This window comes from Rhodococcus kronopolitis, assembly GCF_042654025.1.
Lineage (GTDB): Bacteria > Actinomycetota > Actinomycetes > Mycobacteriales > Mycobacteriaceae > Rhodococcus_G > Rhodococcus_G kronopolitis.
In genome coordinates this window covers 139,406-152,284 of the sequence record NZ_JBHSFO010000004.1, presented here as the reverse complement: position 1 = coordinate 152,284, position 12,879 = coordinate 139,406, and the positions used below count along the sequence as shown (strand labels likewise).

10 protein-coding genes are annotated in these 12,879 nt (G+C 70.1%); 5 read left to right on the top strand and 5 right to left on the bottom strand.

Features of this window, described 5'->3' with window-relative positions; genetic code table 11:
• Positions 1-18 precede the first annotated feature (18 nt).
• Both ACFO6S_RS09625 and ACFO6S_RS09620 read left to right on the top strand, forming a co-directional pair.
• Positions 19-1,425, top strand: coding sequence for an ABC1 kinase family protein (locus ACFO6S_RS09625; RefSeq protein WP_378416373.1), 1,407 nt, complete (start codon positions 19-21; stop codon positions 1,423-1,425).
• Between the two features lie 32 nt (positions 1,426-1,457).
• Positions 1,458-2,147: a rhomboid-like protein gene (locus ACFO6S_RS09620; protein ID WP_378416371.1), complete on the top strand. Its 690-nt coding sequence runs from the start codon at positions 1,458-1,460 to the stop codon at positions 2,145-2,147.
• A 28-nt stretch (positions 2,148-2,175) separates the two neighbouring features.
• Here the strand turns inward: ACFO6S_RS09620 and ACFO6S_RS09615 are convergent, their stop codons facing one another.
• From ACFO6S_RS09615 to ACFO6S_RS09605, 3 genes are all read right to left on the bottom strand, one after another.
• On the bottom strand, positions 2,176-3,705 hold the full coding sequence (locus ACFO6S_RS09615) for a hypothetical protein (RefSeq protein WP_378416369.1): 1,530 nt from the start codon (positions 3,703-3,705) through the stop codon (positions 2,176-2,178).
• A gap of 92 nt (positions 3,706-3,797) precedes the next feature.
• The gene (locus ACFO6S_RS09610; protein WP_378416367.1) at positions 3,798-6,011 is read right to left on the bottom strand and encodes a thiamine pyrophosphate-dependent enzyme; all 2,214 of its coding nucleotides are present in this window, start codon (positions 6,009-6,011) and stop codon (positions 3,798-3,800) included.
• A 107-nt stretch (positions 6,012-6,118) separates the two neighbouring features.
• Positions 6,119-6,520, bottom strand: coding sequence for a VOC family protein (locus ACFO6S_RS09605; protein ID WP_378416365.1), 402 nt, complete (start codon positions 6,518-6,520; stop codon positions 6,119-6,121).
• A gap of 227 nt (positions 6,521-6,747) precedes the next feature.
• Between ACFO6S_RS09605 and ACFO6S_RS09600 the strand changes: the two genes are divergently transcribed.
• Positions 6,748-7,509, top strand: coding sequence for an SDR family NAD(P)-dependent oxidoreductase (locus ACFO6S_RS09600; protein ID WP_378416910.1), 762 nt, complete (start codon positions 6,748-6,750; stop codon positions 7,507-7,509).
• 34 nt (positions 7,510-7,543) lie between these two features.
• Here the strand turns inward: ACFO6S_RS09600 and ACFO6S_RS09595 are convergent, their stop codons facing one another.
• Positions 7,544-8,032, bottom strand: a complete 489-nt coding sequence (locus tag ACFO6S_RS09595; protein WP_378416363.1) for a nitrobindin family protein — start codon at positions 8,030-8,032, stop codon at positions 7,544-7,546.
• A gap of 145 nt (positions 8,033-8,177) precedes the next feature.
• Between ACFO6S_RS09595 and ACFO6S_RS09590 the strand changes: the two genes are divergently transcribed.
• The gene (locus ACFO6S_RS09590) at positions 8,178-9,689 is read left to right on the top strand and encodes an acetyl-CoA hydrolase/transferase family protein (RefSeq protein ID WP_378416361.1); all 1,512 of its coding nucleotides are present in this window, start codon (positions 8,178-8,180) and stop codon (positions 9,687-9,689) included.
• A gap of 5 nt (positions 9,690-9,694) precedes the next feature.
• On the opposite strand, the gene ACFO6S_RS09585 is transcribed toward ACFO6S_RS09590, so the two are convergent.
• On the bottom strand, positions 9,695-10,870 hold the full coding sequence (locus ACFO6S_RS09585) for a winged helix DNA-binding domain-containing protein (RefSeq protein WP_378416359.1): 1,176 nt from the start codon (positions 10,868-10,870) through the stop codon (positions 9,695-9,697).
• 437 nt (positions 10,871-11,307) lie between these two features.
• Here ACFO6S_RS09585 and ACFO6S_RS09580 point away from each other — a divergent pair, with 437 nt between their 5' ends.
• A complete protein-coding gene (locus tag ACFO6S_RS09580; RefSeq protein ID WP_378416357.1) occupies positions 11,308-12,813 on the top strand; it encodes an HNH endonuclease signature motif containing protein in 1,506 nt (501 codons plus the stop codon).
• Positions 12,814-12,879 lie beyond the last annotated feature (66 nt).

Below are 12,879 nucleotides of genomic sequence, written 5' to 3'. Positions count from 1 at the left end.
AATCGAGGTGTCAGCGAAGTGCCGGAACAGTTCCTGCGTCCCGTCGATCCGCACGCGTCGGGTCCCCCCAGCCCCGCGCTGACCGTGCACCTGCCCGAACTGGAGCGGTTCGGCCCGGCCCAGCTGTGGCGGGCGCTGGTGGTCTCCGCCGTCCTCACCGGGTGCGTGCTGTTCGCCGTCGTCGCCAGGCCCTTCACCAGACGCACGACGAGCTGGGCCGACGCCGCCGCCGAGGGCGTGGTCACTGCGTTCGAGACGCTCGGCCCCACGTTCGTCAAGCTCGGCCAGCTGATGGCGTCCTCCCCCGGCGTCTTCCCGGCACCGCTCGCGAACGCCTGCCTGCGCTGCCTCGACGACGTGCCGCCGGTTTCCGCCGAGGCCGCCAGGTCCGTGATCGAGGCGGACCTCGGGCGACCCGTCGAGGCGCTGTTCGCCGAGTTCGACGACACCCCGCTCGCGGCCGCGTCGGTCGCACAGGTGCACGGCTGCGTGCTGCCCGACGGCCGGGAGGCCGTGATCAAGGTGCAGCGCCCCGGCATCTATCACCGGATGCTGGTGGACCTGCGCACCGCGTACTGGGGCGCGCGACTGCTGGAGCGACTCAGCGAGTTCTTCCGGATCGCCAATGCCACCGCGATCATCCGCGACCTGCACCGCGCGACCATGACCGAACTCAACAGCGCCGTCGAGGCGGACCGGCAGAGCAGGTTCCGGGAGGCCCTGTGGTCGTTCGGCGACAACCGTGGGGTCACCGCGCCGGAGGTGTACTGGGAGTACTGCGGTCCGCACGTGATCTGCATGGAACGCATGCACGGCACCCCGCTGGACCGGATCGACCCCGACGACCGGGACGACACCCAGCTGCTGATCCGCCGGGGCGTCAAGGCCTGGGTCGAGGCGATCACCGTGCACGGCCCGTTCCACGGTGACGTGCACGCCGGCAACCTGTGGGTGCTCGACGACGGCCGGATCGCGATGCTGGACTTCGGCATCGTCGGCGAACTGCCCGAGGCCTGGCGGGGCGTCCTGCGGGACATGTTCTACGCGACGCTGCTCGACGGCGACTTCTCCCGGGTGGCCCGCAGCCTCCGCGGCCTCGGCTACACCACCGAGCTCGACGCCAGCGACGAGGAGATCGGCGTGCAGGTGGGGGCGGTGCTGGCACCGGTGTTCTCGAACGACCTCGGCGAGCTCAAGCTCAGCACGCTGATCATGGCCCTGATCGAGATCGGGAAGCTGTGGGGCGTGAGCAGCCCGGAGGAGCTGGTGCTGTTCGGCAAGCAACTCGGCTACTTCGAGCGGTATGCCACGCGGCTGGCCCCGGGCTGGGTGATGGGCCGCGACCTGTTCCTGTTCCGGAACGTCTTCCCCGAGGCGGTTCGGGACCGGTGCGACGAACTCGGGATCACCCTGCCCGAGGACTGAACGCGTCGAGGATCCGCGCGCATACTTGGCGCATGACGGATTCCGTCGTCGGGCGTCTGGCGCCGCTGCCCCGTGCCGTGTGGGCGTACGTCCGGCGCGCGCCCGGCACCTTCGCCTGGCTCGCCATCCTGCTGGTCACCACGATCGTCGTCCACCTGTTGTCCCCCGGCGCCGAACGGCAGGTGCTCGGCAACCGCTCGACCAACCTGCACCACCTGGCCGAGGATCCGCTGCGGGTGCTGATCACCAGCGCGTTCTGGCTAGCCGGCGGTGGCTGGCTGCTCTACTTCGTGGTCTACAACATCTTCCACGTGCCCGCCGAGCGCTGGCTGGGCACGCTGCGCTGGCTGGCCGTGGTGGTGACCGCGCACGTCGGCGCCACCTACCTCAGCGAGGGCGTCCTGTACTGGGCGATCCGACACGGGCACGCGCGCGAGTCCGCGGCGTTCACCCTCGACGTCGGTGTCAGCTACGGCCTGGCCGGGGTGGTCGCGGTGCTGACCTACCTGATCGTGAAGCCCTGGCGGTACCTCTACCTCGCAGGCGTGCTCGTCTTCTTCACCGTGCCGGTGCTGGCCGGGCCCACCTTCACCGACATCGGGCATCTCAGCGCCGTCGGGATCGGTCTCGCCTGCTACCCGCTCACCAGGGGACGGCCGGGCGGGTGGAACCCGGTGGCCGCCGCACAGTCCCTCTACCGATCGCTGAACCCCGCGGTGTGAGCCGACCCGGCTCCACCGGTCGGCCGGGTCACGGCGCAGAAAGTTCGGTCAACGAGTACGGCGGAAGCACCGCCTCCCCGGCTACCTCGGTGCGGGAACTGCTCACCGTGTCGGCCGGGGTGAAGGCGGGATTGGACAACGGCGGGGCGCTCAGCGTGTCCGCCGTCAACGCGCCGGACAGCGCGGCAGGCAGGGTCACCCGGACGGGTCGATCGCTCAGGTTGACGAGGAACGCGCCGGGATCCTGGCCGAGGAATGCGGCGCCCACCACCGCCGGCACCTGCGAGACACCGAGCGGGGAGAGCATCGTCGCGGTCACCGTCGGCGCCGACTCCGCCCGCAACTCCTGGACGGTCGCGCCGCCGCGAGCGCGGGCGTAGATCGGCGTGAGGACCTCGTTGATCGCGGTCCGCCCGAACTCCGTCGACCCGCCGGAGCCGTCGGCCAGCACCGCGTGGATCTCCTCGTTGCCGTTTGCCGCCCGGGACCGCTCCGATGGCTGGCCGTCGATGGCTGCGTGGATCACCGACATGGCCACCCTCGGTTCGGTGAGGCTGGCCAGCGCGAAGCTCGCCACCCCGAGTCCGACGGCCCAGGTCTGCGGCACACCGGGGATCAGGTGCGGCGGGAAACCCGGGATCTCGCCCAGCGGCAGGCTGATCTGGTTGTACTCGGACAGCCACACCGACATCGCCGCCGGCACCTTGTCGAGCACCTTCTCCGAGAAGGCATTCCACGCAAAGGTCCCGCCCGCGACGGTTGCCCCGATGTCCGCCTGGACCGGGTCGGGCACCCAGTACGGATGGATCGCGACGGCGTCCGCACCGACGATGTTCGCGTACAGCCCCGCGTTCCACCCCTGCAGTCGCTCGCCGAGGATCGTCGTCACCATCGAGGACTCGTCCGCCCCGAAGACCCCGATCTCGATGCCCGGGAACTCCGCCCGCAACGCGACGATCCAGCCGTTCATGGCCTTCGCGTAGTCGGCACCGGTGGGGTACACCTGCTGGTAGAACTTTGCCGGGTCCCACAGTTCGTTCCCGAGCTCGACGTACCGCACCTCCATGCCGAGCTGCTTTGCTGCCCTGAGCATCTCGATCTGCTCGCCGAGGGTGGAGGTGAGCACGTTGAGGTCGAAGATCGGTGTCGCGCCGGTCTCGCGCGCCAGCTGCGCCCAGTCGGCGAGGAGCAACGGCTGTCCGCCCTCGTTCTGGCCGACGAACAGGCTGCCCTCGCGCTCGTCGAACAGTCCGGTGCGCCAGTCGATCCACTGCGAGGTGGTACCGCCCTGTACGCGCAGCAATCCGGCCTCGATGCCGCTCAGCGCCTGGCGGAAGACCGGGTCGTGCCACTGGGCGGCGTTCTCCGGGGAGATGATGCGGGCGCCGTTGAGGCCGAAGAACTCGGCGGGCACCTGCCGCGGGTCGCCCTGCGGCGTAAGCACCGACGCGGCGGGCGAACCGCCGCCGTCTGCCGAGCCGGCGCCCGTGGAACCGAGGGCGCTCGACGGGTCCGCGATCGCGGTGCCCGACCCGGCAAGCACCGCGGCGGCGGTCAATGCGGCGAGTAGTCCGTACCGACTCCGTACTGGGCGACTGTCCAACATGGGCAGATCATGCCACCTCGACCGTCGCATTCCGGCGGGTTTCGCTACTCCCGCAGCAGCGCAGCGGCGCCGTCGACGATTGCGTCCTCCGTGAGCAGCACCAGGCGGGCCGCGTCGCCGAGCGGGACGAAGCTGTCCTCACTGGTGACCCGGGCCAGCGCACCGGTGAAGCCGTGGTCCACCATCGCGGCCAGGACGCCCTCCGACACCCCGCCCGAGCGCCGGGTCTCGTCGGCGAAAAGGAGCCGGCCGGTCGCGGCGGCCTCGCGAAGCAGGTCCTCGACGGGCAGCGGGACCAGCCAGCGCAGGTCGAGGATCCGCACTCCTATCCCCTTGCCCCGCAGCCGTTCCGCGGCGCGCAGGCTCAGGTACAGGCCATTTCCGAAGGTGGCGATGGTCAGGTCGGTGCCGGTGCCGTACGTCCGCCCCCGACCGATCGGCACGTGCGTGTCCGGCGCCGGGTACCGCGCCGACCAGCGGCCGTCACCGGGTTCGCACAGGTCACGGGTGTGGTAGCGCGCAATGGGTTCGAGGAACACGCACACTGTGCCGCCTACTCGGGCCGCGGCCACGCAGGTGCGCAGCATCGCGGCGGCATCGTCCGGTCGGGCCGGGGAGGCCACCACGATCCCCGGGATGTCGCGGAGCACCGCGACCGCGTCGTCGTTGTGGAAGTGACCGCCGAATCCCTCCTGGTAGCCGTACCCGGCGACCCGCACCACCATCGGGTTCCGGTACCGGCCGTCGGAGAAGAACGCCAATGTTGCCGCCTCGCCGCGAATCTGGTCCTCGGCGTTGTGCAGGTAGGCCAGGTACTGAATCTCGGGGACGGGCAGCAGGCCGGCCAGTCCAGCCCCGGCCGCGAGCCCCAGGATCGCCTGCTCGTCAAGCAGGGTGTCGAATACCCGGGCGCTCCCGAACCGTGCGGCGAGGCCTCGGGTGACCCCGTACACGCCGCCCTTGCGGCCGACGTCCTCGCCGAAGACCACCGACTCCGGGCACCGGTCCAGCACCTCGCCAAGCGCGCGGTTGATCGACTGCGCCAGCGTGACCTGCTCGCTATTCTCGTCGAGTTCCCGTGGACCGGAGGAAGATCCGAACAGGCTCCGGCTGGCGTCGGCCACCGCGGACGCGGCCGGCAGGGCCAGCGGCGCCATCACCGCCGCCGCCGAGGTCAGCGGCGCCTGCGTTGCCACCTCCTCGCCGAGTGCCCGCACCCGCTCCCCCATCTGCCGGTACCGCTCGACCACCTGCGCCGGGCTCAGCCACCCGGCGGCGACGAGCAGTCGTGCGGTGCCGAGCAGCGGGTCCCGGTCCCAGTCCGCCCCGATCTCGGCCGGCGTCCGGTACGCCGACTCCACGTCCGAACCCGCGTGCCCCAGCAATCGCACCGTGCGCAGGTGCAGGAAAACCGGGCGACGAAGTCCGCGAACAACTTCGGCCGCGCGTCGGGCCGCGTCGTAGGTCGCGGCCAGGTCGGCACCGTCCGCCGCCACGTACTCGAGGCCGGCCCGCCCGGAGTACGCCGACTCGATCCAGCCGGGCGGCGTCGGCACGCTGATTCCGAGCCCGTTGTCCTCGCACACCAGCAGCAGCGGCAGGGGCAGGCCCCGGGACGCGGCGTACGCGGCCGTGTTGATCGCGCCGACCGCGGTGGAGTGGTTCGCGGACGCATCGCCGAGGCTGCACACCACCACCGCGTCCGCCGGCCACCGCGCCGCGACACCGAGCCGGGACGCGCGCTCGAGCGCGAACGCCACCCCCACCGCCCGGGGCAGGTGCGAGGCGATCGTCGAGGTCTGTGGAATCACCGCAAGGTCCGTGCGTCCGAAGACCTTGTGCCGGCCTCCCGAGATCGGGTCCGACACGGCCGCCACCACGCCGAGCAGCACGTCCCGCAGTGCCCCATACAACCCGTCCTCGCCGCCACACTGACGGGCCCGCTCGAGGAAGAAGGCCCCCGAGCGGTAGTGCAACAGCGCCGGGTCGGTGGGACGCAGGGCACCGGCCACCGCGGCGTTCGACTCGTGGCCCGCCGAGCCGATTGTGTAGTAGCCGCGGCCCCGCGCCCGCAGCGCACGCGCGACCAGGTCCAGGTGCCTGCTGCCCAACTGGGCGTCGAACAGCTCGAGGCACCGGACCGCGGTCAGCGCCGAACCCTCGCACCCGGGTGCCGTCGGGGCGGGCGAGCGACCGGGAAGCGGGCTCGCCATCGCCCCGACGGACTCGACGAACCGCTCGTCGATCGATTCGGCCATGCGAACCGTCCTGCCCTCGTGGGGTTTACGCGCAGTTCGAGCCTAGGCGGCCGACGGCCGGCGCGGGCACCGTAGCGCCGTCGGGATCAGACGCCCGCACCACGGCGTCAGCCGACTGCGGCGGGGTCCATCCACATGACCTCCCAGACGTGCCCGTCCAGGTCCTGGAAGGCGCGGCCGTACATGAACCCCTGGTCCTGCGCCTCCATCCAGGCGGAACCACCGGCACCGATGGCGGTGTCGACGATCGAGTCGACCTCCTCACGGCTGTCCGCGGAGATGCACAGCAGCGCCTCGCGGGCCTTCGAGGTGTCGCAGATGTCGTCGGAGATGAAGTCGCGGAACCGCGTCTCCTGCAGCAGCATGACGGTGGTCAGGTCGTTGATCACCATCGAGGCACAGTTCGCGTCGCTGAAGGTCTCGTTGAACCCGAAACCGAGTCCGTCGAAGAACTTCCGGGTCGCGTCGATGTTCTTCACCGGCATGTTCACGAACAGCATTCGAGACATTGTGGGGCTCCTTCGTATGGGTCCGACGGTTCACATCCTCATCCGTGAGGACGTTCGCAGTTACAGACCAACGCCGCAACGCGAACTCATCGGCCCGCTGGTCAGCGCACTCCCGGCCAACGAGAGCCTCGCCCCGCACCCGGTGGCCGACTGGTTCACTTCCTCCTCGAACAGTGCCGGCACCGGACCGACGTCGGCGCGACGGGAAACCTGCGGAAGGGCAAATGATGGGCAAGCTGGACGGAAAGATCGCACTGATCACCGGGGCGGGGCAGGGCGTCGGCCAGGGCGTCGCGTTCGCCCTGGCGAAGGAGGGCGCGGCGATCGCCGTCGTCGGCCGGACCGAGTCGAAGCTGGTCGAGACCTGCGAGAGCATCCGCAGCTTCGGCGGACAGGCCGAGCCGATCCTGGCCGACATCGCCGATGCCGACCAGATCACCGCCGCCGTCGACGCGACCGTGGCGCGGTTCGGTGGGCTCGACATCCTGGTCAACAACGCGAGCCTCAACCCGCTCGGCCCCGTGCTCGACCTCGACCCCGACGTGCTCGCGGCCGGGCTGAATTCGGGACCGGTCGCGACGCTAAGGACCATGCAGGCCTGCTACCCGCACATGAAGGCCCGCGGCGGCGGCGCGGTGGTCAACATGGTCAGCTCTGTCGCGGTGCGGTGGGACGCGAGCACCTACGGCGGGTATGCGGCGGTCAAGGAGGGGGTGCGCGCCCTGACCCGGGCCGCGGCCTGCGAGTGGGGCGTCGACGGCATCCGGGTCAACGCGGTGGCCCCGCACGCCCAGACGCCCGCTCTGCAGCGGTGGGCCGACGCCCGCCCCGAGGAGGCCGAGGCGTTCGTCGCGAGCATCCCGATGCGCCGGATCGGCGACGCCGAGACCGACATCGGCCAGGCCGTCGCGTTCCTGGTCGGCCCGGACGCCGGATACCTCACTGGCGCGACCATCCCGCTCGACGGCGGGCAGTCCCGCTGGGGCTGACACCGGTCCCGCTCGGCCCGCCTGCGGGTCCGGTTCAGCCGCGCTGCAACCGGGCCTGCAGGTGGTGGGTCATCGGCGTCTGCGCATGCGACATCCACATGTCGTACCGCAGCTCGTCGCCATCGACCACCAGCCGCCGCCGGATCTCGTGCACCGGCTTGGCATCCGGCGAGGCGCTCAGGGTCAGCTGTGTGAGCTCCAGTACCCCGTCGCGCACCTCGCCCCGATGCACCTCGACGAATCCGGTGGGCTGGCTGACCAGCAGCTCGACGGCCTCTCCCGCGGCACGCCGCAGGTAGCCGTTCTCGGTGTGCATCGGACGCCCCCGGCCCGGCGACCAGGTCCGCGAGCGGTACCCGAGGAACGGCTTACCCGGCGTCGCGGTGAACTCGATCTCCTCCTCGTAGGAGAAGTCGTCGATGGTCGGGTAGTGGCCGTCCCCGCCGCCGACCCAGCGCCCGGCAAACGACGCCAGCGAACCGAGCGGATCCAGGGGCGTCGAGCGGTCCACGGCGTCGGTCATTTCAAGTTCCTCCGGTGCCCGGGTCTTCACGATCGTGCGGTCCGCGACCACGGTAGTGGACGGCGGCGCGTGCGGTGGCCCGGATCTCACCCGCTAGCCTGTCCCGGTGACTCCTATACACGACGAAACAGAATCCGGGGCGGAAATGGCAAGAATTCGTAGCTCGGCGTTTCGCGAGAAGGTCACCACCGCCGCCGACGCGGTCCGGTACATCCACGCCGGCGACACCGTCGCCATCAGCGGTTTCGCCAGCGCCGGCACCCCCAAGGCGATCGTCCCAGCGCTCGCGGATCGCATCCACCAGGCCCGCGGCGCCGGCGAGAACTTCACGATCAACCTGCTCACCGGGGCGTCCGTCTCGGCCGAGACCGAGCGGATGCTCGCCGACATCGACGGCATCGCCCTGCGGATGCCGTACCAGTCCGAGGCCACCGCCCGTCGCAAGATCAACGACGGCCGGATGGACTACGTCGACATCCACCTCTCCCACGTCGCGCAGCAGGTGTGGGAGGGCTACTACGGAACCGTCGACGTCGCCGTGGTCGAGGTCGCCGGCATCACCGAGTCCGGCGAGCTGATCCCGTCCGCCTCGGTGGGCAACAACAAGACCTGGCTCGACGTCGCCGAGAAGGTGATCCTCGAGGTCAACTCGTGGGTGCCGGACGCGATGAACGGCATCCACGACATCTACTACGGCACCGCGTTACCGCCGCACCGCAAGCCCCTCGAGATCAACCACGTCGAGGATCGGATCGGCCAGACGACCTTCCGGGTGGACCCGGACAAGGTGGTCGCAGTGGTCGAGACCAACTGCCCCGACAGCGCCAGCCCGCTGACCGAACCGGACGCGGTCAGCCTCGCGATCGCCGGGCACGTACTCGACTTCTTCGCACGCGAAGTGCAGGCAGGGCGCATGCCGGCCGACTCGTTGCTGCCGCTGCAGGCCGGCATCGGCAACGTCGCCAACGCCGTGCTCGGCGGACTCGACCGGGGCGGCTACCGCGACCTGACCTGCTACTCCGAGGTCATCCAGGACTCCATGCTGCGACTGATCAAGGACGGTGCGGTCGCGCACGCGTCGGCCACCTCCCTCGCCCTGTCGGAGAAGGGCCTCGAGGAGTTCACCGCGAACGTGGACTTCTACCGCAACCACATCACGTTGCGGCCGCAGGAGATCAGCAACCATCCCGAGGTGGTCCGCCGCCTCGGCATCATCGCGATGAACGGGATGCTCGAGGCCGACATCTACGGCAACGTGAACTCGACGCACGTGATGGGCACGAAGATCATGAACGGTATCGGCGGATCCGGCGACTTCACCCGTAACGGCTACGTGTCGATGTTCCTGAGCCCGTCCACCGCCCGGGGCGGGGCGATCTCCTCGATCGTCCCGATGGTCCCGCACGTCGACCACACCGAGCACGACACCCAGGTCATCGTCACCGAGCAGGGCCTGGCGGACCTGCGAGGCCTGTCCCCTCGGCAGCGAGCGAAGGTCGTCATCGACAACTGCGCGCACCCGGACTTCCGGGAAATGCTGCACGACTACCTGGCCCGGGCCGAGGCCCAGCCGGGTGCCGGACAGACCCCGCACCTGCTCGGCGAGGCCTTCTCGTTCCACCAGCGGTACCTGGCGACGGGATCCATGCAGCACTGAGGCGGTCAGGCGTGCAGCTTCGCCAACGGTGACGGAAACCGCGGCAGTACCCGGACTCCCCCAAACCACGCGGACAGCCGCACGGCCTCATCGTCCAGGGCCCGTCGCGCCTCGGAGCCGACGTCGTCGAGGAGGTGGACCACCATCTGCCCGTCCTCGTCCTGCCACCAGCCGCCGACGATCCGGCCGTCCCACCAGGCGGTCGGCCCGGCGTTGCCGGCGGTGTCGAACAGCAGGTCCCGGTGCGGTCCGAGGTACCACTGCCGGTCCCGCCAGCCCATCGTGGTGGGGTCCAGCGCGGGCAGCAGGGCCGCCCACGGCGCGACGGGCGCCACCGGATCCTGGTCGTCGGCGAGGAGGTATCCGGTCTGACCGTCCAGGTCGACGGTGACAATGTCCAGGCCGGCGAGCGCCTTCCGGACAATGGTCGCCGTCGACCCGAGCCACCACTTGAGGTCGGCCTCGGTGCCGGGCCCGAAGGCGCGCAACCACTCCGCGACCAGCCAGGACGCACCGTCGGCGGCCGACACCCGTTCGACCGGGGCGCCGAGCCAGGATTCGGTTGTCGCCCACCGGTTCCGCGACAACCGCCAGTGCCCGTCGTTGGTGGCGCGCACGATTCGACCCTCCGCGGACAGGACCGTGAGTACCCGCGGACCCACCGACACCTGACCGCCCCAACTGCGGCCCTCGCCATAGGTCATCGAGCCGTGCAGCAACGGGATCTGCTCTCGCAGTGCGGTGTAGGACGTCGGATCGCTGGCGGCGAGGGAGTCGAGCACCGCGTCCCCGGCCGCATCGAGCCAGGCCGCGCCGTCCGCGAACACACCCGCCTTCTCCACCTCGCGGACCAACCGGCGCCGCTCCGCATCGCCGACCCGGTCGCTGGCGCCGGCCTGCACGTACGGCAGCGACTCACGCGGGAACACGAACAGGGTGCGGCGCATGGCCAGGTGCTTGACCAGGGTGCGGTCCGCGTACAGCGCGCGGTCGAGGTCCTCGACGGTCATGCCGCCGACCCGCGCCCAGGCCGACAGGTAGATCGTCGATGGATCCGTACCATGCAGGCAGACAAGGCTTCTCGCCGCCTCCGTAACGCTCTCGGCGCGGGCCTCCGGGGTCAGGCGGTGGCGTCGGGCCAGTCGGGCGCGGCGCTGGTCGTCGTCGATTCTGATCGGCACCCGCCCATTCTGCACCGCGACGGTCGGGCACGCGGGCACAGTCGGCCACCGGTCCTTCCAGCCAATTTCGTGCTCGCCCGCTGCATGTGGACTGAAGAGAGAGAAAGCTGCACCCGCACCTCGTCACGTTCCACTCGACTGCATCACCATCCGGATTCGACTCGCCCTCAGCGCCGCCGACGAAGCGGGTCGCCCAGAAAGCAGGACACCGGTCCGGCGGCGCCGACCACGGGCAGAGCGGTCCGCCCCGCCGCCCGTGACCGGCTCCGGTCAGTCACTGCGCGGCCATCGGGTTCGATCGACTTGGAGCGGTCAGGCGCCGCGATCCGCTTCGTCATCGCGGACACCGTCTCCCCCAGAATTCTCACCCGCCAACACATCCTTCACCTGGCAAAACATCATTGCAGTCGAACATGCGTGCGAGTATCGTTTGGTGTATGGATCTCGTCGAGATGCTCACCGACCCCAGCGGGGTCGAGGCATGGCGACTCGACGAAACCGAACTCGCGTCGACGGTCCCGGAGCTGTCATCGAAGATCCTCGAGTTGGAGGCTCTGCGGGTCCGGTTGGTGCACGAGGCCGACCAGAGGTGCGTGCCGAACCATCTCGGTGCCGATGACACCACCTCCTGGCTGTCCGACACCACCCGCATGACGGCAGGGCACGCCGGCAAGATCGTCAGGCTCGGACGGGAACTGCCGTTGCGCCCGCGGATGGCCGAGGCGCTGGATGCCGGGCGGATCGAACTCGGACACGTGCAGGTGATCGTCGACTTCCTCGCCCGACTCGAACGACTCACCGTCGGCCAGCCGGACGGTGATGTGGCGGCGACGGACTGGGACCACCCCGACCCCGAAACCGGCCGACCCGACGACTGCCAGGCCTACCTCCTCATCGCCGCCCAACTCGAGAACGCCACCGTCCTCCGCCGCCGCGCCCGCGCACTGGAGTTGCTCCTGCAACTCGACGGGACCGTGCCACCGGACGGAGAGAACCCCGAACTCAACGAGTTCCACGCCTCCGCCACACTCGGCGGGCGCGTGCACGTGAAGGGATCGTTCGACGCCGAGGTCGGTGAGGCGTTGAACACCGCGCTGTCGGGCCTGTCGAAGCCGCACCCGAGCACCGACGACGACGGCAACCCGATCCGCGACCCGCGTTCCGCCGCCAAGCGCCGCGCCGATGCGTTGGAGCAGATCATCCGCGGGCACCTCGACAACGCCCGAGGACCGGTCGAGGGCAGCGAACAACCGCACGTCACCGTGACCATCGACCTCGACGCCCTCAAAGAGGCTGTCGCCAAGACCGCGTCGACACCCGCGACCGGGGCATGGACGAAGAACGGCTGGGACTACCGCTCCCCCAACGCAACCGGACATACCGATGCGGCTGGACCTTCCGTACGGAACAGCGGCCACCCCGCCGGCTCTGGCACTGGCACCGGCACCGGCACCGGCAGTTGCACCAGCCCCTCCGGATCCAGACCACCCCGCCGATACCGCCGCGTCCCGCACGCCAGCATGCCATGGGCTGGACCCGTGTCCGCCGCCATCGCGGCACACCTGTCCTGCGACGCGAAGGTCACCGCCGTGTTCGTCGACAAGGAGGGCAACCCCCTCGACGTCGGCCGCAGCACCCGCTTCGTCACACCAAGCCTGCGGAAGGCGTTGGCGGCCAGGGACTGCGGCTGCGCGTTCCCCGGCTGCGGACGCCCCGCCGCCTGGACCGACGCCCACCATATTCGGCACTGGTCCAGCGGTGGTCCCACCGCACTGTCGAACCTGGTGCTGCTGTGCAAGAAGCACCACACGATCATCCACAAGAACCACTGGGCAGTGAAGATCGAATCAGACGGATTCCCGTGGTTCACACCACCCGCCTGGGTCGACCCGGCGCGAAGACCACGGCCGGCTCACAACCGGCGCGAGATCCACGGAACCTGACCAGGCGAAGGCCTGAATGCCTACCTACAACCGGTCTGCATCATGCGGCGGAGAAGCCTCGACCTC

Excerpts from the sequence above, each read along its gene's own strand:
- ACFO6S_RS09620 (WP_378416371.1), top strand. The coding sequence starts at position 1,458 with ATGACGGATTCCGTCGTCGGGCGTCTGGCGCCGCTGCCCCGTGCCGTG.
- ACFO6S_RS09610 (WP_378416367.1), bottom strand. The coding sequence starts at position 6,011 with ATGGCCGAATCGATCGACGAGCGGTTCGTCGAGTCCGTCGGGGCGATG.
- ACFO6S_RS09605 (WP_378416365.1), bottom strand. The coding sequence starts at position 6,520 with ATGTCTCGAATGCTGTTCGTGAACATGCCGGTGAAGAACATCGACGCG.
- ACFO6S_RS09600 (WP_378416910.1), top strand. The coding sequence starts at position 6,748 with ATGGGCAAGCTGGACGGAAAGATCGCACTGATCACCGGGGCGGGGCAG.
- ACFO6S_RS09595 (WP_378416363.1), bottom strand. The coding sequence starts at position 8,032 with ATGACCGACGCCGTGGACCGCTCGACGCCCCTGGATCCGCTCGGTTCG.
- ACFO6S_RS09590 (WP_378416361.1), top strand. The coding sequence starts at position 8,178 with ATGGCAAGAATTCGTAGCTCGGCGTTTCGCGAGAAGGTCACCACCGCC.
- ACFO6S_RS09580 (WP_378416357.1), top strand. The coding sequence starts at position 11,308 with ATGGATCTCGTCGAGATGCTCACCGACCCCAGCGGGGTCGAGGCATGG.